This is a genomic window from Providencia sp. UF-183, assembly GCF_058246155.1.
Window position 1 is genome coordinate 33177 of sequence record NZ_JBSICD010000023.1, and the last position, 25093, is coordinate 58269.

A 25093-nucleotide genomic window follows, 5' to 3' on the forward strand; every position below is an offset into this window, starting at 1 on the left:
ATGGAACCGTCATCAACTCAATCTTCATCTGTTCCTCAGTATTCGATTCGTGGACATAATATTTGGGGCTTCAAAGACATGGCCCACTTTTTGGATTATTTGTTTGCAGATGGTGAGACCAAAACGGGGACTTTAGTCGCAATTAATGCGGAAAAAGTGATGATTGCGGAAAAAGACGCCGCACTAAATACCTTATTAGGCCAAGCTGAATATCTGTATGCCGATGGGATCAGCATTGTGCGTGCGATCCGCCGTAAATACCCAAAAGCCCAGGTTTCCCGCGTTGCAGGCGCAGATTTATGGGAAGGGCTGATGGAAAGAGCAGGGCGTGAAGGTACACCTGTATTTTTGGTCGGTGGTAAGCCTGAAATCCTCGAACAAACCGAAAGTAAACTGCGCGCTCAATGGAATGTGAACATTGTTGGCTCGCAAAATGGCTATTTTACCGCAGAAGACCGTGGTGCTTTATTTGAACGCATTCATGCAAGCGGCGCCAAAATTGTCACGGTTGCAATGGGGTCACCAAAACAAGAACTTTTTATGCGTGATTGCCGTGTTGTTCACCCAGACGCGCTGTATATGGGCGTTGGCGGGACTTATGATGTCTTTACAGGCCATGTGAAGCGCGCCCCAAAAGCGTGGCAAAACTTAGGTTTAGAATGGCTGTATCGCTTGTTATCCCAACCTTCGCGTATTACTCGTCAGTTTAAATTACTGAAATTTTTAGGCTATTACTACGGTGGTAAGCTATAAGTTTGCTTCCAAGCAATGGCTGACGAATAAAGCGGGATAAAAGTTAACTTTTCCCGCTTTATTTATATTTATTTATCACGTTTATTTCCCCTCCATACCGATTGCAGAGTCATTCTTCTGTGTATTCGCTGGTCTCTTTCCTCAAATATTTCTATAATTCATCAAAAATAAATGTAGATCATAGTTTTTATCTCTAATTTGGGTCTATGACATGCTTTTCAGTCGATGAGTCGGCTGTTTTTAATAAATTACAGTGGTTATGACTAATTTCGTTCCAATTCACGCTGTGATTTAACGATAATAATTGATGACAGGGGTATTTATGGGGAATCCACAACAGGGACTTCAGCGCGGGTTAGAAGCTCGACATATTGAGCTTATTGCGCTAGGTGGAACAATTGGTGTTGGGCTATTTATGGGCTCAGCCAGTACGTTAAAATGGGCAGGGCCTTCCGTGCTGCTGGCGTACATTATTGCCGGTATTTTTGTGTTCTTCATCATGCGCTCCATGGGGGAGATGCTGTTTCTTGAGCCTGTCACGGGTTCGTTTGCCTCTTTCGGTTATAAGTACCTGAGTCCATTTTGGGGATGCCTCACCGCGTGGGGTTATTGGTTTATGTGGGTGGCGGTTGGGATCTCCGAAATTACCGCCATCGGTGTTTACGCTGAATATTGGTTCCCAGATGTGCCTCAGTGGGTATTTGCCATTGTCGCAGTAGTTTTAGTCGCATTGGCCAACCTTGCTGCCGTTCGCTTGTATGGTGAGTTAGAGTTTTGGTTTGCGATGATTAAAGTTACCACCATCGTGGTCATGATCCTGATTGGCTTGGGGTTAATCTTTTTCGGGCTTGGAAATAACTTTGAGCCGATTGGCCTAGGTAACTTGACGGAACATGGTGGCTTCTTTGCGGGGGGCTGGAAAGGCTTCTTATTTGCGCTGTGTATCGTTGTGGCTTCCTACCAAGGTGTTGAATTAGTAGGGATCACGGCTGGTGAAGCGAAAAATCCACAAGTGACGCTGAAAAAAGCTATTAATAACATTTTATGGCGCATTTTGATTTTCTACGTAGGTGCGATTTTTATTGTTGTTACCTTATTTCCTTGGACTGAAGTCGGGCAGCAAGGGAGCCCGTTTGTGTTAACTTTTGCGAAAGTGGGGATTGTGTCTGCGGCAGCTGTGATCAACTTTGTGGTGCTCACAGCGGCGCTGTCTGGGTGTAATAGTGGCATGTACAGTGGTGGCCGCATGTTGTACGCGTTAGCGCAAAATAAGCAGCTACCGAGTGGGTTACTGAAACTCACGAAAAATGGCGTTCCGGCACGCTGTGTTGGTTTTACGATATTGTGCCTTGTTGCGGGCTCTAGCTTGAATTACATCATCCCGAATCCAGAAAAAGTGTTTGTGTACGTGTACAGTGCAAGCGTCTTACCAGGGATGGTGCCATGGTTAGTTTTGCTCACCAGTCAAATTCGTTTTCGCCAGCAAAATAAAGAAAAACTCGTCGGGCATCCATTTAAGTCAATTTTATTTCCATGGGTCAACTACGCCACGTTACTCTTTTTGGCCTGTGTCTTAGTCGGAATGGCGATAAACCCAGATACGCGGATGTCATTAATTGTCGGCGCACTTTTTTTAGGAGCGGTTTCTTTGCTTTATTTTCTAATTCAGGCGTTAAACGGCCACAGTAAAAAAGCCTAGGGAAGATATTTTCTCGGCAATTTTATGGGCGGCGCGCGAAAAAGAGGGCAAAAATGCTCTCTTTCTCGACGAAATGGATAAAAGGCAAGCAATCGATATTTTTATTTCAAAAAGGACTAGACAGCGGGTAGATAAATCCGTACTATCCTCTCCCGCAACGGCGTTAAGCGCCCGTAGCTCAGCTGGATAGAGCGCTGCCCTCCGGAGGCAGAGGTCTCAGGTTCGAATCCTGTCGGGCGCACCAGTTTTAGCGCGTCGCTACGGTTGGCAAAATGACGTTGTATGTAGTATGATAGCAACGCTTTGAAAAAAGTGAAGTTATGGTGGCTATAGCTCAGTTGGTAGAGCCCTGGATTGTGATTCCAGTTGTCGTGGGTTCGAGTCCCATTAGCCACCCCATTTTTTTTGTGACATTGCGAGGGTGGCGGAATTGGTAGACGCGCTAGCTTCAGGTGTTAGTGTCCTATGGACGTGGGGGTTCAAGTCCCCCCTTTCGCACCACGAAAAAAATTGATGTGAAGCAGTACATTTCGGCGAGTAGCGCAGCTTGGTAGCGCAACTGGTTTGGGACCAGTGGGTCGGAGGTTCGAATCCTCTCTCGCCGACCAATTTAAAGAACCCCGCTTAATAGCGGGGTTTTTGCATTCTAGCGGTATTGAATTTTTTATACTCACCACTGAGCTGGCCAATTAACTCTCTTTTAAATACCCTCTTTTTCTCTCTTTTTTGTTTGTTCTTTCTATTTAATTGCCTATATCAAATGCTAGTCTTTAACATGTTGTTTTTTATATAAAAAAACTAGTGTCGTGGTTTTTATACAAACCCATATTTCAATGTCTCCAAAAAGAGACATTTTACTCATTGATTTATAAAGATAAATTTTTAACTGCATTAAGATGTCTCTAAATTGAGACAAGAACATCTACCTTAATGAGTACTCATAGCCCATAAAGTGCCGTGAGTGCAGTGGAGAAATTGAGTAGATACAAAATAACGTGCAAAACCGAGGTAATACGGAAAAATTAGGAAGATAATGGAAAAAATAGGATGATAGAAAAAGTTGGCACGCATCATGCATTATTAAATATGTAGATGCTCATCTCACTTCTTATGATAGCAATGCTTCATAAACCCAGAGATGACGCAAAGCCGATTATCGGTGCCTATTGTCCAACTTAGATGATCAAGAGCTCATCCTCTTACCATCAACGAACGGGCGAAACGTTGAGTGAGGCACCATCCGTCTGTAGACCTGATTGTATTTTACACCTGCCTAGTGCAGGTGTTTTTTTTTGCATTTTTTATAGCATAGCCCCTTATCGATGTGGATAAGAGGCAAAAATCAAATAGGAAGACTAATTTTTACCTTTGCTAAACCATTTACTGATCCAGCGGGTAATGTAGGTATAGCAAAGAATAATGAACGTAATGATGAAAATATCTTTACTGAGGTCTTCAGTATTAAAGCCAATGATCATAATAAAAACAAAAGGTGATAAAACTAACAGTAGTAGGTCAAAAAAGATTTGTAAACGGTTTGGTGTCGCGATAATCCAGCGCCAAATAGCTTTAACTACATTCATATAAATTTCCTAAATTCATTCAAAGCAAAAATGCATATAGTGTTTTATACACTATGTATTTGTTTTATGACATAGCTGCACCTGTTTTGTTTACAATGAATTTATTGTGTTTTTTAGGGGCGTTTATTTTTTCACGCGCTATACCGACAATAATACTTTCTTTGTCGTTTTTGGATATTGATGAGATAACAAAGCGGGGCAGAATGCTATTTTTTTGTGTCTTTATCGGGTGTTATAGATGAAAAACAAAAACGCCACTTTTTACAGTCGCGTTTTTATTGAGTGCAAATATTCGAAAATACTTAAGTGCGTTCTTGCTTCAATGAATGCGTTAAGGCTTCTTGGCGAACCTTAGCGGCTTCATTTGGTTTATGCAGCTTATCGTAAGTATCTGCGAGCCATGAAGCATCTTGAACATCAAAGCGCTGTGCTAACGCAGCTTTAAAGTAAGACTCTGCTTTTTCCCACTGAGCATTCTGTAACGATAAAACACCTAATGTACTGTTTAATAAAGGTGTGGCACCATTTTGTTTTTGCAGATGCAGTAATGTTTTCTCGATAGCTTCAGGGTGATCGCTGTTAATTTTTGGTACTAGCAGCAGTAAGCGCTCATCATATTGTTGCTTTAACCCATCAATAATCATTTTTTCTGCGCTTTTGGTATCACCACACTCAATCAAGTGTTCAGCCAAGAAGGCTTGAAGTGCGGTTTCATGGCGAACACGACGAGGTTGTGATTTCCACCAATCTTTCAGGCCATCACTTCCACCTTCAGCCATGCATTGGTTCATTAACCCTTTGTAAGCTTTCAGCTTTAATGCATCGAGTTCGTCTTCATTATGAAACTGAATTTTTGCCATCACTGGGAGTAATTCGATCAATGCTTGGTACGCGCCCGAACGTAGGTAAGCTTGTTCAGCAAGACGTAAAACTTCGGGGTGTCTTGGGGCTTTATCAATCAATTTATCGATACCATTACGAGCGGCATGGACTTCACCTTCAGCAAGCTGAATACGCACACGGCAAATATCGACAGGGAGTTGATCGCTCCCCGCGGCTTCAGCAGCACGGTCTAAATACTGGTGGGTACGGAACTCATCACCACGTTGTTGTGCAGCTTCAGCGGCCATCAAATAGTTAATCACTGGCTGTTGAGAGAAATCGGCATGCTTACTCATCAGCTTTTCAACTTGCTCAAAGTCACCTTCAGCTAATTTCAGCAACGCTTTTTGGGTTTGAGTGTGGGCTTTATGGTATTTTCGACCGCTCACCCATCCTTTCGTGCGCGAAGTGGTACTCATAAAACGGCGATAGCACCAACCAAGGAATAGCAGCACAAATTGCAGCAGGATGAAACCCAAAACGAGGCTAGTGACACTGGTGGTAATGTCATAATTATCTGTACGGATAAAGACATAACCTTGGTGACCCGCCAATAGTGGGCCTAAGATCACTCCCGCAATCAGAACCAGAAAGAGGATTAATACCTTAATCATCATTACCCCCTATTGCCAGCAGGCTCTGCGGATTCAAAAGGGTGTTCTGTATCCGGCGTTTGTGCATCAGTAGCAGGAACGGCATCTTCTGCGGCTTTTGTTGCGTCTTTTACTGCCTCAGCGGCGGCATCAACTGCACCATCAGTGGATTTGTCAGTTTCAGTCTGTGAAAGCAAGCTGCGAACGCGCGTTTGCATCAGTTTTTCGAGCTTTTCTTGACTTTCGAGAGCATCAGGCATTTCAACATCAATCGGTTGATTGATTAGCTCATCAATGGTCGCTAAAAAAGCCTTTGTCGCTGGCGCTTCGGTATCAAAATAGGCTCTCACCCATGTAGAAGCTTGTTCTAATGACTGCTTATACGTTTCTTCTTGATAACGAGGAACCGCTTGGGCGGCAATTAAAAGCTGTGAACGAATATTCTCACGTAAATAAATATCTTGGTTTGGCGCTAATAGTGGAGCTTCTGAACCGTCACGAGCGCGAACGGTAATAAAATCACTCGTGAAGCTTTTCCAGCTGCGTGACAAGTTTTGTTTCCAATCGGAAATATCGTCACTTACATCACTGTTATTATCATCCGCTGCATCACCACTGTTTAAATCGGCGAGGCGCAAGTTATCAACCTCATTACTAAGCTGATTTAACTTTAAGATAATGCCGTCATAGTCAATCTGGTTAATCGCAGCCAGTTTTGCCATGTCATTATTGATGGATTTACGAATATCCAGCAGGCTTGGGTCGTTCATTTCCGCTAAACTGGAGTCTGCACTCTTTAGCAGAACTGCCGCGGTCACAGGGTCATGATCATTCCACAATTTGCGACCGGCCATCTTCACCATGAAGTCGGCTTGGGCGATCAGCCAGCTTTTGACATCGGTACTTGAAAGTGCGGTGACATGAGCTTGCAGCTCTTGCATACGGCGATTTAATTTATCTTCATATTCAACGGCATGATTTTTGATATCTTTGTTGGCAGCAATCAAGGCATCTACACGTTGCCTATCTGAATTTTGCTGATCAATTAAATCACTTAGTTGCTGTTTTAGTTCATTATTTTCATTAACTAATTTAGCATTACTTTGTTGAGTGAAATAATAGAGGCCACCACCAATGGCGATGATAACCGCAATAGCAATAATCCCGCCTACGAGACCAGAACGTTTTTGTTCCGAGGAAGGTTTAGTTTCGCGGTGAACTGTTGATTTTTCACCCGTTTCTGGCGTCACCGTCTCGGTCGTTTTATCGTGTTCCGTCATAAATTAGCATCCCATATCGGTTGAGATTAATGCTTCAATTAAAGCATTATTATCTGCGCTATTCGCTACACAGACCTTCTGCCATCCACTTTGGCGGGCGAGATCTGCAATCCGTTCACTGACAACCAGCAGGCGGCGGGAAAACCACCATGCTCGATATTCATCGGTGATTAATTCTTCAAGCAAGGCTAACATTTGCCCGCTAGTGATTACGACATCAGTAATCTCGGTTTGCACCCATTTCTGATTGAATTGTATTTTGTCGTAATTTACAGGCAACCTTGCGTAACACTCGCAATAATCAACGTGGGCTCCACGCGAGCGTAATGTGGATGCGAGAAGTTCTCGTCCACCATTTCCCCGCAATAAAAGGGCACGTTTGCCTTCTAAAAATTGGAGCTCAGGAAGGGTAAGAAGCACTTCACTGGTTTCCCCATGGTCAGCCCAATGTGCTGTTTGCCCTGTCGTGTGCTGAAAATACTGCCCAGTAGAACGACCTATTCCATAGTAAGATAACTTATCAGACCAGCTACGTCCCGTTTGTTCAAGCGTTAAATTTGCGTACTCGACTGCATTTTTGGACAAAAGAAAGACCAGATCGTTCGTTTCTAGGGCATCGAGCTGAGTGACCAAAGTATTGAGCTCAGCCCCTGGCCCAATACGAATTAAAGGAGAGGCATAAGCTTGCCCACCTATTGAGGTTATTGCCGCTATCAGCTCTGAGCCTGAAGGTTCAGGGCGTGTGACAAGAACTCTCATGCAGGCGAGTTTCCTTTATACACTTCAGCTAAAATTTCTCTCGCGCCTTGTTCTAATAGCTCTTCAGCTAATGAAACACCCGCTTGGCTGGCCTCTTGTGGGGTGATAAGCCGCTCACCGCGAATAATCACGCTACCGTCTGGTGCACCGACAAGGGCACGTAACCAAATTTTGTCATCTTGCCAAATTGCATAGCTGCCGATAGGAACTTGGCATCCGCCTTCTAAGCGCATATTCATCGCACGCTCTGCAAGTACGCAAGTCGAGGTATCATCATCGTTCAGTGCCGCAAGTAACTCACGGGTTACCGTATCATCTAATCGACATTCAATGCCAACAGCACCTTGCCCAACAGCGGGTAAACATTGTTCAGGCTCAAGTGCAGTACGAATACGCGCTTCAAGCCCTAAGCGTTTTAGACCCGCAACAGCTAGGATAATGGCATCGTATTCGCCGTTATCGAGTTTTGATAAGCGAGTGCCCACATTACCGCGTAAATCACGAATGACTAAATCAGGGCGGAGTTCTCTGAGTTGGCACTGGCGGCGTAAACTTGATGTGCCTACAACACTGCCTTTTGGCAAGGCATCAATATTGTCGTACTGATTAGATACAAAGGCATCACGAGGGTCTTCGCGTTCGCAGATAGTAACCAAACCAAGTCCTTCAGGGAATTCAACGGGCACGTCTTTCATTGAATGAACGGCAATATCCGCACGTCCTTCTAATAACGCAAGCTCCAGCTCTTTAACAAATAACCCTTTTCCACCTACTTTTGCCAGCGGGGTATCAAGAATGATGTCGCCTTTTGTTACCATGGGGACAAGTTCAACCTGTAAACCGGGGTGAAGCAGCTCTAGTTTGTCTTTGACAAAATGCGCCTGCCATAAGGCGAGAGGGCTTTTACGCGTTGCAATGCGTACGATATTTGTTGATGTCATTTTGCTGTTTTCTCTGGCGAAAATTGCCGTGTATTAACCATACAATTGGCATTAGTTTTAACATGTTAAGGATTTTTTTTCCAGTTGGGTACAAAATCACCATCCAGATTATTTGTAACAGATTTATATTTGTGACCATGATGCAGGAAAGTGATTCAAAAGATGATGACCTAAGATAGCAATTGAGTTATTTCTTTAGCTTATCGTGCTATTTACGCCATTGTGAGGGGCGGGATTTGCATAAATTTGTGTTGAAGCGTGCAAGCACAGGCGCCGTGCGTATTGTACTTAATATCTTTTTGAATTGTTATTTTGTTAAACAATTCCTATGAGTGATATTATTCCATTGAAAAACAAGGGATATTCTACCGAGTTAAAAAATAAAAAGCCTTTTTATACAATATGTTGAAAAGCATTTTGTATCAAAAATAAGCGTATAAAATTATGTGATCTACTTTACCCTTTTGCTCCAAGGTGTTAAATTGATCACGTTTCCGACAATTCATTTGAAAACTTTTTTAAATCTATCTCTATCTGTTGGGTGCTGGGAAATTTCCAGATTTGTATTACATTCATTACAGTCAGGCGTAACCTTTGTATCTCTATATTGAAACCTTAAAACAAAGACTTGATGCGATAAACCAATTACGGTTAGAGCGCGCGACGGCGTCTATGAGCGAAACCTTTTCACAGGTTTATAGCTTGCTGCCAGTCTTGTTTCATTATCATCATCCTATGATGCCTGGTTTTATCGAAGGTAGCGTCCCTCATGGTGTGTGTTTTTTCTCCCCAGATACAGAGCAAATGAAATGGTTAGAGCAATTTGAACGCTTCTTACCCACAGATTCGAGTGCTAATGGTGAATTACCTATCACTGGAATTTATTCAATGGGCAGTACCTCTTCGGTTGGGCAAAGCCACTGTTCTGATATTGATGTGTGGGTTTGTCATCCATCATGGCTTGATCACGAAGAAAAACGCTTTCTGCAAAAGAAATGTACGTTGATTGAGCAGTGGGCAGCGTCTTTAGGCATTGATGTCACCATCTTTTTAATTGATGAAAACCGTTTTCGTCACCATGCCAGTGGGCATATTGGTGGGGAAAATTGCGGCTCAACGCAGCATATCCTGTTATTGGATGAGTTTTATCGTACTGCTGTCCGCATGGCGGGAAAACGTTTGCTGTGGACGATGGTGCCTGTTGAAGAAGAACAGCATTACGATGAATACGTCATGGGGTTATATGCACAAGGTGTATTGACGCCAAACGAATGGCTAGATTTAGGCGGGTTAGGTGAGCTGTCAGCCGCTGAATACTTTGGTGCCAGCTTGTGGCAGTTATATAAAAGCGTCGATTCACCCTATAAAGCGGTATTAAAAAGCATTTTGCTTGAGTCTTATTCATGGGATTACCCCCACGGTAAATTACTGGCAATGGAATTTAAACGCCATCTACATGCAGGCGAAATCGTGAGTTACGGTTTAGATTCATACTGCCTGATGTTAGACCGCGTTACGCGCTATCTCACCGAAATCAATGACTCTACTCGCCTTGATTTGATCCGTCGCTGTTTTTACCTCAAAGTCTGTGAAAAACTCTCTGAAGATGATGGCAATGCCTGCTCTGGTTGGCGTCGTGATGTGCTATCTCAACTTGTTGAATCATGGGGATGGAGTGCGGAACGTTTAGCGTTACTTGATTCACGTAATCAATGGAAAATTGAACGTGTTCGTGAAGCGCATAATGAATTACTCGACACGATGATGCAAAGCTATCGAAACCTTATTCGTTTTGCGCGTCGAAATAATTTAAGTGTTAGTGCAAGCCCACAAGATATTGGGGTATTAACACGTAAGTTATATGCGGCTTTTGAAGCCTTACCGGGTAAAGTGACCTTGGTGAACCCGCAGATTTCTCCTGACTTAAGTGAATCTCACTTAACCTTTATTTACGTGCCCGCAGGGCGTGCGAATCGCAGTGGCTGGTATCTGTATAATCAAGCACCAAATATTGACGCGATTATTGGTCATCAACCTCTTGAATATAACCGCTATTTGAATAAGTTGGTGGCATGGGCGTATTTCAACGGGTTACTGACTGAAAATACGCAAGTGTATATGCACAATGGGCAATCTCAGTGTGATGAGCGAAAACTGCTTGAGTTAATGCATGACGTCTCTAGCCATTTCCCAATTCGTTTGCCTGCACCCACACCAAAAGCGCTGTATAGCCCGTGTGAAATTCGCCACCTTGCCATTATCGTTAACTTAGAAAAAGACCCGACTCAGGTTTATTCTGAGCAAGTGGTGCACGTGGATTTCAGGAAGCTGGATATTTTCAGCTTTGGTGAGTCACAACAATGCCTTATCGGCAGCATCGATTTGTTGTACCGCAATTCATGGAATGAGGTGAGAACCCTGCATTTCAGCGGCGAGCAATGTATGTTAGAAGCATTAAAAACCATTTTAGGTAAGATGCACCAAGATGCGGCACCACCAGAAGCTGTCGAAGTCTTTTGTTATAGTGAGCACTTACGTGGCTTGATTCGTACCCGTGTGCAACAGTTAGTTTCCGAGTGTGTTGAGCTGCGTTTATCCAGTAATCGTAATGATCCGGGACGTTTTAAAGCGTTACGTATTGCGGGGCAAACGTGGGGGCTATTCTTTGAACGCCTAAATGTTTCAGTACAAAAACTCGAAAATGCGGTTGAATTCTATGGTGCAATTTCTCATAACAAATTGCACGGTTGGCCAGTTAAACTGCAAGCGAAAAGTGATAATCACTTACCTGCGGTCGTTGATGGCTATGCCAGTGAAGGCATTGTGCAGTTTTTCTTTGAAAACACCCCAGATAATACAGGCTTTAATATCTACGTCTTAGATGAAGCTAACCGTGTCGAAATCTATTCTCACTGTGAAGGTTCGAAAGAAGATTTAGTACGTGATGTGAGTAAATTCTACTCGTCTTCCCATGACCGTTTCACTTACGGTGCTAATTTTATTAATTTTAATCTACCTCAGTTTTACCAGATTATTAATCAAGAGGGTAAAAACCAAGTGGTGGCGTTTTCTGGTGTGACATGGCCGTTTGGTGCAGAAGATGAAAGTGATGAAATTGGGCATGATATGCGCTTAGCGCCACAAGGGCAGCAACAAGCGCACTATTATTGATTTCTTCATTGCGAGCAGGCTTTTGCCTGCCGGTCGCGTTATGTTTCTTAGAAAGAAAACGGTTCTTGGCTTTGAAACGCGATAGCTTCTGCCAATTTTGTTTTAAACTCATGACCTGAACGGTCACAAATCCAATTTCCATCTTGATAATCATAGTGATACCCACCTTGTTTGGTGGCTAACCACATCTGATGAAACGCTTCTTGCTTATTGATAATGATCTTGCTGCCATCTTCAAAGCTGAGGGTCATCACACCGCCATTAATCTCACAATCAATATCGGCATCGCCATCATAATTATCTAAATGCTCTTCAATTGCGCTAAGCAGCGTTTCTGCTAGCTGATGAAATTCGCTGTCATTCACGGTTAAGTTCCTGTTTGCTCACAATTAGTTGATTGAAATTATTATAGTTAATGAAAATTATAGGGGGGAACGCGCGGGGAGGGAAGCCCTTAAAATTTTCAGATTAAATTTAGCCTAAAGTATATAATGTCAACATGCTTGATAAACAGACGTGATTTGCGGGTTCAGTCCTGTTATTGTGTAAAAATATCAGATGTCAAAAGTGAGTATTACAGGCGAAAAAGAATGAAAAAAAGTTTAGTTGGGCTTAGCGCACTTGTTGTTTTATTTACCCTTTCTGGCTGTGGATTAAAAGGCCCTCTTTATTTTCCACCAGAAGAGAATGCGGCATCGTCGCAAACATCTGATGTGCAACCTACTGCTCCAAGCAGCTCAGTAAAAGAGCCTGCTCAAGCAATCAACCAGTAAGTTGCCGCTATGGAGCGTGAAATGCAATTCTCTAAAATGCATGGCTTAGGCAATGACTTCATGGTGGTTGATGGAGTAACCCAAAATGTGTATTTCTCCCCAGAAATGATTTGTCGCCTAGCCGATAGACATACTGGAGTTGGTTTTGACCAACTTTTGTTGGTTGAAGCGCCTTATGACCCTGATCTCGATTTTCATTATCGCATTTTTAATGCGGATGGTAGTGAGGTTTCCCAATGTGGTAATGGGGCGCGTTGTTTTGCACGTTTTGTTCGTCTTAAAGGTTTAACCAATAAGCAAAAAATTAAAGTGAGTACTCAATCAGGTCGCATGACATTAACCATTAACGAAAATGATGATGTCAGCGTGAATATGGGTGAACCTGATTTTGAGCCACAGAGAGTTCCATTTCGCGCAGTTAAGGAAGAAAAAACCTATATTATCCGAGCACAAGAACGTACAGTGTTGTGTGGTGTCGTTTCAATGGGTAACCCGCATTGTGTTATCCAAGTGGAAAGCATCCATACTGCGGAAGTGGAAATATTAGGCCCAGCGCTCGAAAGTCATGAGCGTTTTCCTGAACGTGCTAATATTGGTTTTATGGAAATCGTTAGCGCAGAGCATATCCGTTTGCGTGTTTATGAACGTGGTGCGGGGGAAACTCAAGCGTGTGGTAGCGGTGCGTGTGCTGCCGTCGCAGTTGGGATTTCTCAAGGTTTATTAGCTAAACGGGTTCGTGTGGATTTACCCGGAGGTTCCCTTGCTATTTCTTGGGATGGGCCGGGAGCACCTCTCTATATGACGGGCCCTGCGGCACACGTTTATGATGGAGTGATCCAGATATAATCTTGAAAGGGCAAAGAGGATAGTATGGATAAAACTGAAAAAGCATCCAAACAGATTCATCAAATGGATGAAAATGACGTGGTGCAGTACTTAAAGGAAAATCCTTATTTTTTTCTACGCCACCCAGCGCTTGTTGAGCAAATAAATGTTCCCCACGTGGTGAACGGGGCGGTGTCCTTACCTGAGTTAGTGATGAGCCGCCAACGGATCAAAATTAAAGAACTTGAGCAAGATATCCGTTTTATGGTTGAGCAAGCGCATGAAAATGTGGAGCTTTTTGATGAGTTATTACTGCTGGTGATTGAAATGTCATCATCAAAAAGCTTACAAGAAATGCTACAAGCGCTTAATCGCTGGGCGAAAAAACTGGGCTTGTCAGGTGCGTCTATTCGTCTATTTAGTGACAGCTGGCGTTTATCAGCACCTCTCGATGCGCATCAATTAGTGATTTCCCGTCGTGTTTTTGAACCCGTGAGAATTCAACGGTTTGGTGAAAGGCAGAATTATCTTGGGCGCTTAAATGGCCCTGAAATTCAGTTACTGTTGCCAGAAGCATTGAATGTGGGATCCGTGGCGATTTCATTATTTGGTCACCATGGTGAATCTGGCATGGTGATTTTTACCAGTCGCTCTCGTGAACATTACCAATATGGAATGGGCACGGTAATGTTAGAAAAAGTCGCTCAAATTCTTCCGAGGTTATTAAGCCAATGGATAGAACGCCTGTAGATGCTCAGCCCGATGGGCTGATGATCCAAGTTGAAGCATTCTTGCGTTATTTACGTGTTGAGCGGCGGTTAAGCCCTGTCACGATTACAAATTACCGTCGCCAGCTCAGTGTGATTGTTGAAATGCTGGTTTCAATGAAAATTGATGAATGGAAAAAGCTCGATACCACACTCGTTCGAAATATTGCAGCAAAAAGCCGAAAATCGGGGCTTCAAGCGGCCAGTATGGCGCTACGTCTTTCATCATTAAGAAGTTTTTGTGATTGGATGGTTCACCAAGGTGAACTGCCAGCCAACCCAGCCAAAGCGATTCAAGCGCCGAAGGCCAAAAAACGTCTGCCAAAGAACATGGATGTGGATGAAGTTTCCCAGCTTCTGAATATGGACAGCGGCGATCCGCTGGTTGTTCGAGATAGAACCATGTTGGAAGTGATGTACGGCGCAGGTCTACGTTTGTCAGAACTGGTTGGGTTAAATGTCCGTCATCTTGATTTAACAATGGGTGAAGTCAAGGTGATGGGTAAAGGCAGCAAAGAACGCAAAATTCCACTAGGGAAAACGGCGGTGAGCTGGTTACAGCGCTGGTTAGAAATGCGTGAATTGTATGAACCTGAAGATGATGCTGTATTTATTTCTACCCAAAGTGGTAAGCGAATTTCGAACCGAAATGTTCAAAAGCGGTTTGAACAATGGGGCATCAAACAAGGGGTTAACAGCCATATTAACCCACACAAATTACGCCACTCTTTTGCGACACATATCCTTGAATCAAGCGGGAATTTACGTGGAGTGCAGGAACTTTTAGGCCATGCGAATTTATCAACAACACAAATCTATACGCACCTAGATTTTCAGCACTTAGCAAACGTTTATGATGTGGCTCATCCGAGAGCAAAGAGGGAGAAACCTTAATGCATTTTTACCGCCCGCTATCGCCAATTAAAGCGATTACGTTTGATTTGGATGACACGCTTTACGATAACCACCCTGTTATTGATAAAACGGAAGAGGAAGTTTTACGTTTTGTGCGTGAATATGACCCACAATTCAATCATTTTAATAATGATGATTTGTACGCTTTTCGCCGTCTAGTGGAAGAGCAAGAACCTGAAATTTTTCATGATATTTCACGTTGGCGTTGGCTTTCATCGAAAATGATGTTTTGCCATTATGGTTATTCGCGGGAAGATGCTGAAAAAGGCGCAGATGATATCATGGCGCATTTTACGTATTGGCGTAACCAAATCGATATTCCTGAATCAACGCATAAAACCTTACTTCAGCTCGCTGAAAAAGTGCCGTTAGTGGCGATTACCAATGGTAATGCGCAGCCTGATGCGTGTGGTTTGGGGAATTATTTTCAGTTTGTTTTAAAAGCAGGCCCGGATGGGCGCTCGAAACCTTTTTGCGATATGTACCGACTAGCCGCGCAGCGCTTAGATATCGAACCACAGTTTATTTTGCATGTGGGGGATAATTTGCTCACTGATGTGGAAGGTGCGATTAATAGCGGTATGCAAGCTTGCTGGATAAACCCAAGTCAAAAAACACTGATGGAAGAAAAAGACGTACGTTTATTGCCGCACGTTGAAATTTCCCAGTTGGAATCTCTCTTATCATTGGTATAATCATTTTTCATGTATAAAAACACAGTGGTATTTGCCACTGTTTTGCTTTGATGGTAACTATGGACGTCTCTTATCTGCTCGAAGGTCTAAACGACAAACAGCGCGAAGCGGTTGCTGCCCCGCGTACCAATTTACTTGTTCTTGCGGGAGCTGGAAGTGGGAAAACGCGCGTATTGGTACACCGAATTGCATGGTTGATGTCCGTTGAGAATGCCTCGCCATTTTCGATTATGGCGGTGACCTTTACCAACAAAGCCGCGGCTGAAATGCGCCATCGAATCAATCAATTGATTGGCAGTAGCGAAGGTGGCATGTGGATTGGTACATTCCACGGTTTGGCACATCGCTTGTTACGCCAACACTACATGGATGCCAACTTACCACAAGACTTTCAAATTTTAGATAGTGACGACCAATACCGCTTAATTCGTCGGTTGCTTAAAGCCATGAACCTCGATGAAAAACAATGGCCACCGCGTCAAGGTATGTGGTACATCAACGGGAAAAAAGATGAAGGGCTTCGTCCACAACACATTGAAAGTTATGGAAACCCTGTTGAGGCAACGTGGTTAAAAGTCTATCAAGCTTATCAAGAGGCGTGTGACCGTGCTGGGCTGGTGGACTTTGCGGAATTACTATTGCGTGCTCACGAGCTGTGGCTGAATAAACCCCATGTTCTGCAACATTACCGCGAGCGTTTCACCAATATTTTGGTGGATGAATTCCAAGACACAAATAGTATTCAATATGCATGGATCCGCGTGTTGGCGGGTGAAACGGGCAAAGTGATGATCGTCGGGGACGATGATCAATCGATTTACGGCTGGCGTGGTGCACAAGTTGAAAATATTCAGCGTTTCCTCAATGATTTTCCTGGTGCAGAAACTATTCGGCTTGAACAAAACTACCGTTCAACCAACAACATTCTAAAAGCCGCGAATACATTAATTGCCAATAATAGCGACCGTTTAGGGAAGAATTTATGGACGGAAGGCGGAGACGGCGAACCGATTTCGCTTTATTGTGCATTTAATGAATTAGATGAAGCTCGCTATGTCGTGGGGCGCATCAAACAATGGCAGGAAAATGGTGGTGCTTTACAAGATTGCGCCATGTTATACCGTAGCAATGCGCAGTCCCGTGTACTTGAAGAGGCATTAATTCAAAGTGCGATGCCGTATCGTATTTATGGTGGGCAACGCTTCTTTGAACGTCAGGAAATCAAAGATGCACTTTCTTATTTAAGGCTGATTGCGAATCGTAATGATGATGCTTCATTTGAGCGAGTGGTTAACACCCCGACGCGTGGGATTGGTGAGCGTACTTTAGATACTGTGCGCCAAACAGCACGTGACCAGCAATTAACATTATGGGAAAGTTGTGAGTACTTACTTCGCGAGCAAGTCCTTGGTGGGCGTGCAGCGGCATCCATCGAACGCTTTTTAGAACTGATTGACGCACTCGCGAAAGAAACCCAAGAAATGCCATTACATGTTCAGGCAGATAGAGTGATTAATGACTCGGGTCTGCGTGCAATGTATGAACAAGAAAAAGGCGAAAAAGCACAGGCTCGAATTGAAAACTTGGAAGAACTCGTCAATGCGACTCGTGACTTCAGTTATCAAGAAGAAGACCAAGATCTCATGCCATTGCAGGCTTTTTTATCCCATGCGGCCCTTGAATCAGGCGAAGGCCAAGCAGATGTCAGCCAAGATGCCGTTCAATTAATGACACTTCACTCCGCCAAAGGTTTGGAATTTCCAGTGGTCTTTATTGTGGGCATGGAAGAAGGCATGTTCCCGAGTCAGATGTCGATGGATGAAAGTGGTCGTTTAGAAGAAGAGCGTCGCTTAGCTTACGTCGGTATCACTCGAGCAATGGAAAAGCTCACCATTACTTATGCAGAAAGCCGCCGTTTATATGGTAAAGAAGTTTACCACCGGCCATCGCGTTTTATTGGCGAACTCCCAACGGAATGTGTGGAGGAGGTTCGCTTACGCGCTACAGTTTCACGACCAGTTAGCCATCAGCGCCTTGGTACGCCCATCAGTCAAAATGATTCCGGCTATGCTTTAGGCCAGCGAGTAATGCACCCAAAATTTGGTGAAGGCACGATTATTAACCTTGAAGGCAGCGGTGAGCATTGTCGTTTGCAAATTGCGTTTCAAGGGCAAGGTATTAAGTGGCTGGTAGCGTCTTATGCAAGGTTAGAAACCTTATAGATTTCTTCTCTTAACACCGCCGATTGGCGGTGTTTTTATATGAACCTATTATTATTTAATAAAAATTATAATAAATAAAAATTTGTTATTTTTTATTTTTAACCTTACTCTTTTTTAGCGCTAATTAATTTTTATTTATAAAGGAATATATATGAAAAATATAGATGATATCAATAAGGACTTAGATGGATTAAAATTAAAATCCACGGAAATGGATGAGTTATTAATAAAAAGAGATGAGATTACTAAATCATTAATAAAGGCAATAGAAAAAAATATCAACGATATAGATGGGGAAAGATTTAGGGGGAAGTCAGCCTTTAAGAAATCACTGGAATTATTAAAGGTTAATGTAGATAAAAACAGTGAAAATAAAGATAACTATATAAAGGAAAATTATTCAAATTTAAATGATAAAGTGTTAAACATAAATACAGAAAATTATACTGATTACAGTATTGGGCAAAGCTTAGCCTATGCTAGGTCGCTTGAGAGAAAAATAAATAATATTGACTCTTGGCATACGCCAATGAAGAAGACTAAAACACTCCATTTAAGAAAAAGCTCGAAAGCAAATGAAAACCTATTAAACTTGCTAAAAGAGTACAATGAAAGTGAAGGGAATATAGCAAATTTACAATACGAGTCAGAAATACTGATTAATGATGCCAATAAAAACTGTTTCAATATCACTCTCTCTAAACTGAAAAATAATTTAAATTTTAACGAAGAGTTGTATGACCCAACTGTAGTTCTTGCTGACTATGGGACTGGGTTCGAGGTGCTTAGGGAAGGAACGACTTCAACAACACCAGAACAATTTGCTAGTAGTTACCAAAAGACAGGTAACCTTGGTTTGTCTATGCATAGAACGGCACAAGCAAAAGTCTGGTAACGGTATATTGTTAATCAAATGATTTAAAAATACGCACGGTTGGGAGAGCTGCGAGTTGTATTCTCCCTCGTTTAATTTATATGGTTTTCTAAGAACATATTGTTTTTAAAAGTGAATTTTTCATTGATTCAAATTTTTTGGTCTTTAAGTTTGATTTAATCAGCTAATCATCAAGATTTAAGTTTTTAATTTTATTTTTTAAGTTTCTTGCCGTATAAAGTTTTACCGAATAACCTTCCTAATATTTATCATGTCAATTAATGCACTTATTGATTCACTCTCCACACAGGGTTGGTATGTGTGGGACGATTTTCTGATCTCATCAGATATCCAAGAGATAAAACACTGCATACCAAACACACTGCAAGATGCTCGTATCGGCCATCGAGATTCATTGCAGGGCAATAGAGCGATTCGGGGTGACCAAACTGTATGGTTAGAACCTGAAATGGGAGCACCCATTGCTCTTTATATGGATAAAATGGAGGAAATACGCCAAGCACTGAATTACCAGTTGTATTTAGGCTTGCGGGATTTTGAAACGCATTTTTGCCGTTACCCGAATGGGGGTTTTTATAAAAAACACGTTGATAACCCGCGAGGTGTTGGCCGTCGTAAAGTCACAACGGTTTTATATATGAATGAGTCATGGAAATCAGGCGATGGCGGAGAACTTGTTGTTTTTGATAAAAACGATAATCATCTGTTTAAATTGGAGCCTTTAGCAGGAAGAATGATCTTTTTTATGTCAGAAGAATTTCCTCATGAAGTCCTACCTACAGAACAAAAACGTGAAAGTATAGCCGGTTGGTTTTTAACCGAAAAAATTCTCTAGCGTTTACCCCCTTGATGCCGCCTCTGAAAGGAGGCTGGCCGCTAACTATTCATTCAACAATAAAATAGATATTGAATTTATAAATTATTTGGCTATTTTAATTTTGTCATCTACTTGCGGCTATAAATGACGACTAATTTATCATTAATTTAAATGGAAATAATAAGGGTGGATTAAGTTATGAATTTATTTTTTAATAGCGAAGAGTATTTAAATATTTTGAATGAAGAAAGAAAGTTTCGCAAAGAACTTGAAGAATTAATTGATTTTAATAAAAAACAAATAAAATCAGAAATTAACTCGAGCAATAAAGATACCTATTTAATTAACTATCTTGAAGCAGAAAACAAAGACTACCAAGTGACACTTGATGCGGTAAATAAAAAAATAGAAGAAATTGAGTCAGCTTTTGAGTTAATTTATCACACACCTTGTGATTTTAAAAATAAATCACTGAAAGAAGACGTTATTCAGAAATCCAGTGCTGATGCTGTGTTAAGAGAGCAAATAGCCAGTTTTCCATTACCAGATAAATCCATGTTGGGCGGTAAAGAGTGTCATATTACGGGGCAATCAATGGAGGCTCTCCCGATGCTGTATCAGCCATAATTAAGTTCAGCCAGTTAGCCACCCTATAGCTCAAGGGTGACTAATTTTTATATTATATCAATCGTTTAAACTCTTTACCTGAAAAGGTAATAGCAGCATTACCCCTTTCAATCTGGTAATGAGAATGGTGACGCTGCTTATCCAATGCATTTAATTGTTGTGATTGATGCTCATTAAGCTTCCATTGTATCAATTGTTTAGCCAATTTTTTGTTCGCATGTTGGCTACGTTCAGATTGAACCTTTACGGTAATCCCCGTTGTCACATGCCTTGCTCTAACGGCAGAAGATGTTTTATTCACATGCTGCCCTCCTGCGCCTTGGGCTTTCGTGAATTCAAATTCGATTTCACTTTCTTCAAGAGGCTGAATCGGTGAAAAGCGGATTACACTCATAAACCAATTTTTTCGTTTATGGCGAGGGCGTAAAGGGCTCTGGCATTGCCATTGCACCGTACCACACCAAGCTTGGGCTAGCTGTTTTGCATGCTCTCCATCAAGAGAAAGTAAGGCGGACTTTAACCCGTGTTTCGATGGGAATGACTCTAAAATATCAACGCAAACTCGCAGCTCTGTTGCATCTTGTAAAAAACAGGCGAGTGCTTTTTCAACAGCCATACAGCATTCTTCAGGGCCTTGTGCAGAGGAAAATTGTAATAACATAATTAACACTCTCCACTGGTTTTATACGTGATAACAGGTTTTAGCCGAGCCACAACCTGAATAACACCTATATTCACCATACTTTCAATCACGGTATCAATAGATTTATAGGATTGTGGGGCTTCTTCGTATATCAATTGTTTATTTGCACAGATAACACGACTCCCTAGTGCTGTTCGTGATAATTGAAGAGGTGTATAACGGTGTGATAACCGTCCTTTGCACTCAGTTCGCATCCATTTACGACCCGCTCCATGAGCAAGGGAGTTCAGACAAGCTTCATTTGGCTGGGGGGAAACTAAATAGCTGTAATCACCTCGTGAGCCAGGGATAATCACAAAGCCACGGTCAGAAGGTGTGGCACCTTTGCGATGAAGCCAGCCAGCGACGCCATTGATATTGCAAGGCTCGACTAAATTATGGTTGATATCTAAATTCAGCTCCCCTGTTGCTTTTACTTGTTGCAACATACGTAAACCAATTAAACGTCGATTTATTTGCGCAAAATTGAGCGCATTTTGATGTGCATGAAGGTATTCTTTTGCATCATCAGAGTCTTCAAAAAGGCCATCGTGGCTGTGACGTTCAACATGTTGACGTAAGATAGATTGCCCCAAACCACGAGATCCACTGTGAACAAGTAACAGTAATTGCTGTTTATTTAGACTGCTTTTCGCAAATAATTCAGGTTGTAATATTTCATCGATTGATTGAAATTCTGCAAAATGATTACCACCGCCAATAGAACTTAGTGATGCCATAAAATCATGTGATTTCATATCATGAGGAACATATTCATCAAGCCATGTTGATGGCGCATGGTCCGGCATCTCAGAAAGTTGTTTTTCGAGCTTATCGAGATTAACTTTTGATTTTTTAATATCCGTTTGAAATAAACTCATTCCGCAGCCAATGTCATTCCCAACCAGAGCTGGGTAGAACCGTTTGGCAGAAAAAAATGCTGCACCAATAGGATACCCACGACCAGGGTGGAGATCTGGCATACCAACGACGGATACCATATTGGGTAGGTTTGCAGTAATTTGTAATTGTTGGATTGCTTTACTTTCAATCCAAGTTGTTTCCGTGGCGATATAACTGACGTGTTCGCTCACAGAATGAAAGGTATTGCCCATAAGTCATAAACTCATTTCTAATTAAAAAATAAGGTGAATTAGCAGGCAAAACTGAATAGAGAGGAAACCTAGTATTGAGTATGCCCACAAAGAGTTTGATTAGTTGTTGTCATGATAAACCTCCTTGCAGTTTGTTATTGGATAGAAAACGCTGGGGATATTAGCGGGATGTATTTTTGTTTGCAAGTGTTATTTTTTTGAATGAAAATTTTAGTATTTTTCTTAAGTTGAAGAGTTTAAATAACGATTTAAAAATAGATTTTTATTTTAAATTTTATTTAACTATTTTTATAATAATATCTGAATAAAGTGTTTTTAATAAGCATTTTTATGAGGTAAAACGTGCGTAAAATATAAAACTTTGCTAATCTGCGGTTGGGTGCTTGAGCCTTTCTGGTTCAAGTCACTTATTTTGGATCAGAAATGAAAAAGCCCCGTTAGTTATTATTCACCAACGAGGCCCGATCCAAAACCGACAGTTAGGATTGTGCCTCTTAACAATTAAGAGGTCAAGGGAAATGAGCAAGTTCGCAGTGATTGCGTTTGTATCGGCGTGTATTACCGTGTTAGGTGTTTCGTTATTAATACGCGACAGGTTATGTTATGTCGTTATTAGTCATGGGAATACGGTTGTTCAGACAATATTTTCTTACGAAGAATAATGTTGTATTACGAGGGCGTTAATTCCCTCGTAATTTCTCTTTTTAACTGTTTGGTTTGTGGTATCAAGCACCCAAACTATTTTATCTTTAATTAATGGTGGAATTATAATTAGAAATCAAAGTTAAAAAATAATATTATTTTAATATTGTTGCGTGCGTAAAATATAAAATTTTGCTACTCTGCGGTTGGGTGCTTGAGCCTTTCTGGTTCAAGTCACTTATTTTGGATCAGAAATGAAAAAGCCCCGTTAGTTATTATTCACCAACGAGGCCCGATCCAAAACCGACAGTTAGGATTGTGCCTCTTAACAATTAAGAGGTCAAGGGAAATGAGCAAGTTCGCAGTGATTGCGTTTGTATCGGCGTGTATTACCGTGTTAGGTGTTTCGTTATTAATACGCGACAGGTTATGTTATGTCGTTATTAGTCATGGGAATACGGTTGTTCAGACAATATTTTCTTACGAAGAATAATGTTGTATTACGAGGGCGTTAATTCCCTCGTAATTTCTCTTTTTAATTGTGTTAGGTTTTGGAATTAAGCACCTAATTAAAAACACCCCAAGATTCGATTTAATCTTTGGGGTGTTTATTTTATTTAATCACTTTATTTTTAATTATTAGATAAAGAGACTTCTAAGCAATATGAACTGTTTTTCCGCCGATAATCGTACGCAGTACTTTTACATTTTCAATATCATCCGCTGGGATTTCAAATACATTACGATCCAATACAATCATATCTGCGAATTTACCTGCTTCTAATGAACCAAGGACGTCTTCTCGGTGTTGTGCATAAGCGGAGTCAATTGTTGCGCTGCGAAGAACTTCAGTCACGGTCAGGTCACGGTCATTGTCTAGTCGTGGTGCTTGTTGGCCATTAATATCCCGGCCTCGGCGTGTTGCTGCGACTTTTAAATCATACCATTCATCAAAGTCATCGATAGGCCAGTCGCTACCAAATGCGACAACTGCACCAGCATCAACAAATTTAGCGATAGGCTCTAATTGCTCAAAACGCGCTTCACCTAGCATATTTTTCTCGAATGCAGCCAGTTCAGGCGTTGGTGCCGCCCATTGGAAAGACAAGCAAGCGATAGTTTTTAAACGGGCAAAGCGTGCGTAATCATCCGCATGAACAAGTTCGTTGTGGGCTAAACCTGGGCGAATATCTTTTTCAGGGTGAGCCGCACGCATTTTTTCGATGGCATCTAAAACAATCGAAACGGCACCTTCGCCAACGGTATGCAAGTGCGGGTCATAGCCTGCCGCTGCAATTTTTTCCATTAGCTCATCTAGGATTTCAGCGGTGAAATAGAGGTCGCCATAGTTGTCGGTCTCAACCCAATTTGGTGCATCATCGGTGCCTTGGTTAATGCGATAAGGCTGTAATAATGACGCTGTCATGGTTGGGAATTGCATCACACCATCAACAAACATCTTAATATTATTTAAACCGATACCCGGTGTTGGCGTCCAATCAGCTTGGTGCCATTTTTTAGCAAAGGCGACTGCTTTATCAACCGCAGCAGCAACAGATGCCACATTTGGGGTCTCGTCTGGCGTGATTTCACGTGCAGCTTGGAAACGAATTGTAAGGTCCCCGCGTTGTTGTAATTGTGCAAATGCCTCGAGTTGTTGCTCAGAAACACGGGCGTCCATCACCATGGTAACACCTTGCTGGTTAAGCACTTTTTGCACGAGTTCAGCAACTTCAATCGCTTGATCATCACGAATAGAAGGGATGCTATCAGCTGCGCGCATCGCAGGGGCGTCTTCTAAAATACCGTTAAGTTCACCATTTTCATATTTACCAATTTTGCCATCTGGTGGCTCAGGGGTGTCTTTAGTAATACCGAAGAGCTCAAGAGCACGGCTATTAGCAAGCAGTGTGTGGCAATCGTTCGAAAAGAGCACGACAGGGCGTTTGGTATTCAGCTTGTCCATGTCTTCGCGGTACATATCAATACCCGCAGGGATCATACCTTGGCGCAACCAAGCAGTAACTTTTAACCAATCATTTTCACCTGTACGTGGGTCTTTATCTAAGTGATCTTGTACACGTTCAAGAATTTGATTAATGGTCAGTGATTCATAGTTTAAATGGCAGCCGAATAATTGAATTCCGCCCCAAAAAGGGTGCATGTGGCCATCAATGATGCCAGGCATCATCATTTTGCCTTCTAAGTCGATACTTTCTGTTTCTGGCCCAACGTATTGATGAAGCTCATCAGACGAGCCTGTGGCTAAGACATAGCCATCACGAACAGCAATCGCATCAACAATGCGGTCTTGAGTATCTGCGGTATAGATATAACCGTTAAAATAAATAACGTCAGCAAATTGATTATTCATTGTAAACCGTCTGTATCAGTGGCGCTTGAGAAGAGCCAGAGCTAAAAAAAACAACGGGGAAGGCTAATGCTTTCCCCGTAATC

Annotated in this window: 23 protein-coding genes and 4 tRNA genes; 18 read left to right on the forward strand and 9 right to left on the reverse strand. The window is 42.1% G+C overall.

What is annotated here, in order from left to right:
- The 6 genes from wecG to AC4IFT_RS18385 all read left to right on the forward strand — a co-directional run bounded on the left by wecG (position 1) and on the right by AC4IFT_RS18385 (position 3060).
- The gene (gene wecG / locus AC4IFT_RS18360) at positions 1 to 753 is read left to right on the forward strand and encodes a lipopolysaccharide N-acetylmannosaminouronosyltransferase (protein ID WP_490736618.1); all 753 of its coding nucleotides are present in this window, start codon (positions 1 to 3) and stop codon (positions 751 to 753) included.
- A 322-nt stretch (positions 754 to 1075) separates the two neighbouring features.
- Positions 1076 to 2452, forward strand: a complete 1377-nt coding sequence (gene thrP / locus AC4IFT_RS18365; RefSeq protein ID WP_490736620.1) for a bifunctional threonine/serine APC transporter ThrP — start codon at positions 1076 to 1078, stop codon at positions 2450 to 2452.
- Between the two features lie 167 nt (positions 2453 to 2619).
- Positions 2620 to 2696: transfer RNA gene (locus tag AC4IFT_RS18370), tRNA-Arg, on the forward strand.
- A 79-nt stretch (positions 2697 to 2775) separates the two neighbouring features.
- Positions 2776 to 2851: transfer RNA gene (locus AC4IFT_RS18375), tRNA-His, on the forward strand.
- A 16-nt stretch (positions 2852 to 2867) separates the two neighbouring features.
- Positions 2868 to 2953, forward strand: a tRNA-Leu gene (locus AC4IFT_RS18380).
- 30 nt (positions 2954 to 2983) lie between these two features.
- Positions 2984 to 3060: transfer RNA gene (locus AC4IFT_RS18385), tRNA-Pro, on the forward strand.
- A 747-nt stretch (positions 3061 to 3807) separates the two neighbouring features.
- Here the strand turns inward: AC4IFT_RS18385 and AC4IFT_RS18390 are convergent.
- The 5 genes from AC4IFT_RS18390 to hemC form a co-directional block, all read right to left on the reverse strand.
- Entirely contained in the window at positions 3808 to 4035 is a 228-nt protein-coding gene (locus AC4IFT_RS18390; protein ID WP_219244960.1) for a hypothetical protein, read from the reverse strand.
- A gap of 302 nt (positions 4036 to 4337) precedes the next feature.
- The gene (hemY, locus tag AC4IFT_RS18395; protein WP_490736622.1) at positions 4338 to 5531 is read right to left on the reverse strand and encodes a protoheme IX biogenesis protein HemY; all 1194 of its coding nucleotides are present in this window, start codon (positions 5529 to 5531) and stop codon (positions 4338 to 4340) included.
- 2 nt (positions 5532 to 5533) lie between these two features.
- On the reverse strand, positions 5534 to 6790 hold the full coding sequence (gene hemX, locus AC4IFT_RS18400) for a uroporphyrinogen-III C-methyltransferase (RefSeq protein ID WP_490752210.1): 1257 nt from the start codon (positions 6788 to 6790) through the stop codon (positions 5534 to 5536).
- Positions 6791 to 6793: 3 nt separating this feature from the next.
- Positions 6794 to 7549 carry a uroporphyrinogen-III synthase gene (locus tag AC4IFT_RS18405; RefSeq protein ID WP_490736626.1) on the reverse strand — a complete coding sequence of 252 codons (756 nt, stop codon included), beginning with the start codon at positions 7547 to 7549 and terminating at the stop codon, positions 6794 to 6796.
- Entirely contained in the window at positions 7546 to 8490 is a 945-nt protein-coding gene (hemC, locus tag AC4IFT_RS18410; RefSeq protein ID WP_490752212.1) for a hydroxymethylbilane synthase, read from the reverse strand. The genes AC4IFT_RS18405 and hemC overlap by 4 nt, the downstream gene beginning before the upstream one ends.
- A 594-nt stretch (positions 8491 to 9084) precedes the next feature.
- Here hemC and AC4IFT_RS18415 point away from each other — a divergent pair.
- Complete coding sequence (locus AC4IFT_RS18415; protein WP_490752213.1) at positions 9085 to 11661, forward strand: class I adenylate cyclase; 2577 nt, start codon at positions 9085 to 9087, stop codon at positions 11659 to 11661.
- 47 nt (positions 11662 to 11708) lie between these two features.
- Here AC4IFT_RS18415 and cyaY read toward each other — a convergent pair whose 3' ends face one another.
- Complete coding sequence (cyaY, locus tag AC4IFT_RS18420) at positions 11709 to 12026, reverse strand: iron donor protein CyaY (RefSeq protein ID WP_219244955.1); 318 nt, start codon at positions 12024 to 12026, stop codon at positions 11709 to 11711.
- A 225-nt stretch (positions 12027 to 12251) separates the two neighbouring features.
- Between cyaY and lptM the strand changes: the two genes are divergently transcribed.
- The 9 genes from lptM to AC4IFT_RS18465 all read left to right on the forward strand — a co-directional run bounded on the left by lptM (position 12252) and on the right by AC4IFT_RS18465 (position 20197).
- Positions 12252 to 12434 (forward strand): LPS translocon maturation chaperone LptM, encoded by a 183-nt coding sequence (gene lptM, locus AC4IFT_RS18425; RefSeq protein WP_490736632.1) that lies wholly within the window; start codon positions 12252 to 12254, stop codon positions 12432 to 12434.
- A 21-nt stretch (positions 12435 to 12455) separates the two neighbouring features.
- Positions 12456 to 13280, forward strand: coding sequence for a diaminopimelate epimerase (gene dapF / locus AC4IFT_RS18430; protein ID WP_490736634.1), 825 nt, complete (start codon positions 12456 to 12458; stop codon positions 13278 to 13280).
- Between the two features lie 24 nt (positions 13281 to 13304).
- Positions 13305 to 14009, forward strand: a complete 705-nt coding sequence (locus AC4IFT_RS18435; RefSeq protein WP_490752215.1) for a DUF484 domain-containing protein — start codon at positions 13305 to 13307, stop codon at positions 14007 to 14009.
- Positions 13991 to 14920 carry a tyrosine recombinase XerC gene (gene xerC, locus AC4IFT_RS18440; protein WP_490736638.1) on the forward strand — a complete coding sequence of 310 codons (930 nt, stop codon included), beginning with the start codon at positions 13991 to 13993 and terminating at the stop codon, positions 14918 to 14920. Before AC4IFT_RS18435 ends, xerC begins: the two co-directional genes overlap by 19 nt.
- Positions 14920 to 15636, forward strand: coding sequence for a 5-amino-6-(5-phospho-D-ribitylamino)uracil phosphatase YigB (yigB, locus tag AC4IFT_RS18445; RefSeq protein WP_490736640.1), 717 nt, complete (start codon positions 14920 to 14922; stop codon positions 15634 to 15636). The genes xerC and yigB overlap by 1 nt, the downstream gene beginning before the upstream one ends.
- A gap of 59 nt (positions 15637 to 15695) precedes the next feature.
- The gene (uvrD, locus tag AC4IFT_RS18450; protein ID WP_219244949.1) at positions 15696 to 17858 is read left to right on the forward strand and encodes a DNA helicase II; all 2163 of its coding nucleotides are present in this window, start codon (positions 15696 to 15698) and stop codon (positions 17856 to 17858) included.
- A 151-nt stretch (positions 17859 to 18009) separates the two neighbouring features.
- Positions 18010 to 18753, forward strand: a complete 744-nt coding sequence (locus tag AC4IFT_RS18455) for a hypothetical protein (protein ID WP_490752217.1) — start codon at positions 18010 to 18012, stop codon at positions 18751 to 18753.
- 250 nt (positions 18754 to 19003) lie between these two features.
- On the forward strand, positions 19004 to 19588 hold the full coding sequence (locus AC4IFT_RS18460; protein WP_490736645.1) for a 2OG-Fe(II) oxygenase: 585 nt from the start codon (positions 19004 to 19006) through the stop codon (positions 19586 to 19588).
- A 180-nt stretch (positions 19589 to 19768) separates the two neighbouring features.
- Positions 19769 to 20197, forward strand: coding sequence for a hypothetical protein (locus AC4IFT_RS18465; RefSeq protein ID WP_490752219.1), 429 nt, complete (start codon positions 19769 to 19771; stop codon positions 20195 to 20197).
- Positions 20198 to 20249: 52 nt separating this feature from the next.
- On the opposite strand, the gene prfH is transcribed toward AC4IFT_RS18465, so the two are convergent.
- Together prfH and AC4IFT_RS18475 are read right to left on the reverse strand one after the other, a co-directional pair.
- Positions 20250 to 20861 carry a peptide chain release factor H gene (gene prfH, locus AC4IFT_RS18470; protein ID WP_490752230.1) on the reverse strand — a complete coding sequence of 204 codons (612 nt, stop codon included), beginning with the start codon at positions 20859 to 20861 and terminating at the stop codon, positions 20250 to 20252.
- Positions 20861 to 21994, reverse strand: coding sequence for an RNA ligase RtcB family protein (locus tag AC4IFT_RS18475; protein WP_490752221.1), 1134 nt, complete (start codon positions 21992 to 21994; stop codon positions 20861 to 20863). Before AC4IFT_RS18475 ends, prfH begins: the two co-directional genes overlap by 1 nt.
- Positions 21995 to 22512: 518 nt before the next feature.
- Here AC4IFT_RS18475 and AC4IFT_RS18480 point away from each other — a divergent pair.
- Positions 22513 to 22656: a Hok/Gef family protein gene (locus AC4IFT_RS18480; protein ID WP_219244943.1), complete on the forward strand. Its 144-nt coding sequence runs from the start codon at positions 22513 to 22515 to the stop codon at positions 22654 to 22656.
- Between the two features lie 329 nt (positions 22657 to 22985).
- Entirely contained in the window at positions 22986 to 23129 is a 144-nt protein-coding gene (locus tag AC4IFT_RS18485) for a Hok/Gef family protein (RefSeq protein WP_219244943.1), read from the forward strand.
- A gap of 162 nt (positions 23130 to 23291) precedes the next feature.
- On the opposite strand, the gene AC4IFT_RS18490 is transcribed toward AC4IFT_RS18485, so the two are convergent.
- Positions 23292 to 25010, reverse strand: a complete 1719-nt coding sequence (locus AC4IFT_RS18490) for an amidohydrolase (protein ID WP_490752222.1) — start codon at positions 25008 to 25010, stop codon at positions 23292 to 23294.
- Between the last annotated feature and the right edge of the window lie 83 nt (positions 25011 to 25093).

Bases quoted from the DNA above. Each gene is read 5' to 3' on its own strand.
- wecG (WP_490736618.1), top strand. From the start codon at position 1: ATGGAACCGTCATCAACTCAATCTTCATCTGTTCCTCAGTATTCGATT.
- thrP (WP_490736620.1), top strand. From the start codon at position 1,076: ATGGGGAATCCACAACAGGGACTTCAGCGCGGGTTAGAAGCTCGACAT.
- AC4IFT_RS18390 (WP_219244960.1), bottom strand. From the start codon at position 4,035: ATGAATGTAGTTAAAGCTATTTGGCGCTGGATTATCGCGACACCAAAC.
- hemY (WP_490736622.1), bottom strand. From the start codon at position 5,531: ATGATTAAGGTATTAATCCTCTTTCTGGTTCTGATTGCGGGAGTGATC.
- hemX (WP_490752210.1), bottom strand. From the start codon at position 6,790: ATGACGGAACACGATAAAACGACCGAGACGGTGACGCCAGAAACGGGT.
- AC4IFT_RS18405 (WP_490736626.1), bottom strand. From the start codon at position 7,549: ATGAGAGTTCTTGTCACACGCCCTGAACCTTCAGGCTCAGAGCTGATA.
- hemC (WP_490752212.1), bottom strand. From the start codon at position 8,490: ATGACATCAACAAATATCGTACGCATTGCAACGCGTAAAAGCCCTCTC.
- lptM (WP_490736632.1), top strand. From the start codon at position 12,252: ATGAAAAAAAGTTTAGTTGGGCTTAGCGCACTTGTTGTTTTATTTACC.
- dapF (WP_490736634.1), top strand. From the start codon at position 12,456: ATGCAATTCTCTAAAATGCATGGCTTAGGCAATGACTTCATGGTGGTT.
- AC4IFT_RS18435 (WP_490752215.1), top strand. From the start codon at position 13,305: ATGGATAAAACTGAAAAAGCATCCAAACAGATTCATCAAATGGATGAA.
- xerC (WP_490736638.1), top strand. From the start codon at position 13,991: ATGGATAGAACGCCTGTAGATGCTCAGCCCGATGGGCTGATGATCCAA.
- yigB (WP_490736640.1), top strand. From the start codon at position 14,920: ATGCATTTTTACCGCCCGCTATCGCCAATTAAAGCGATTACGTTTGAT.
- uvrD (WP_219244949.1), top strand. From the start codon at position 15,696: ATGGACGTCTCTTATCTGCTCGAAGGTCTAAACGACAAACAGCGCGAA.
- AC4IFT_RS18455 (WP_490752217.1), top strand. From the start codon at position 18,010: ATGAAAAATATAGATGATATCAATAAGGACTTAGATGGATTAAAATTA.
- AC4IFT_RS18460 (WP_490736645.1), top strand. From the start codon at position 19,004: ATGTCAATTAATGCACTTATTGATTCACTCTCCACACAGGGTTGGTAT.
- AC4IFT_RS18465 (WP_490752219.1), top strand. From the start codon at position 19,769: ATGAATTTATTTTTTAATAGCGAAGAGTATTTAAATATTTTGAATGAA.
- AC4IFT_RS18475 (WP_490752221.1), bottom strand. From the start codon at position 21,994: ATGGGCAATACCTTTCATTCTGTGAGCGAACACGTCAGTTATATCGCC.
- AC4IFT_RS18480 (WP_219244943.1), top strand. From the start codon at position 22,513: ATGAGCAAGTTCGCAGTGATTGCGTTTGTATCGGCGTGTATTACCGTG.
- AC4IFT_RS18485 (WP_219244943.1), top strand. From the start codon at position 22,986: ATGAGCAAGTTCGCAGTGATTGCGTTTGTATCGGCGTGTATTACCGTG.
- AC4IFT_RS18490 (WP_490752222.1), bottom strand. From the start codon at position 25,010: ATGAATAATCAATTTGCTGACGTTATTTATTTTAACGGTTATATCTAT.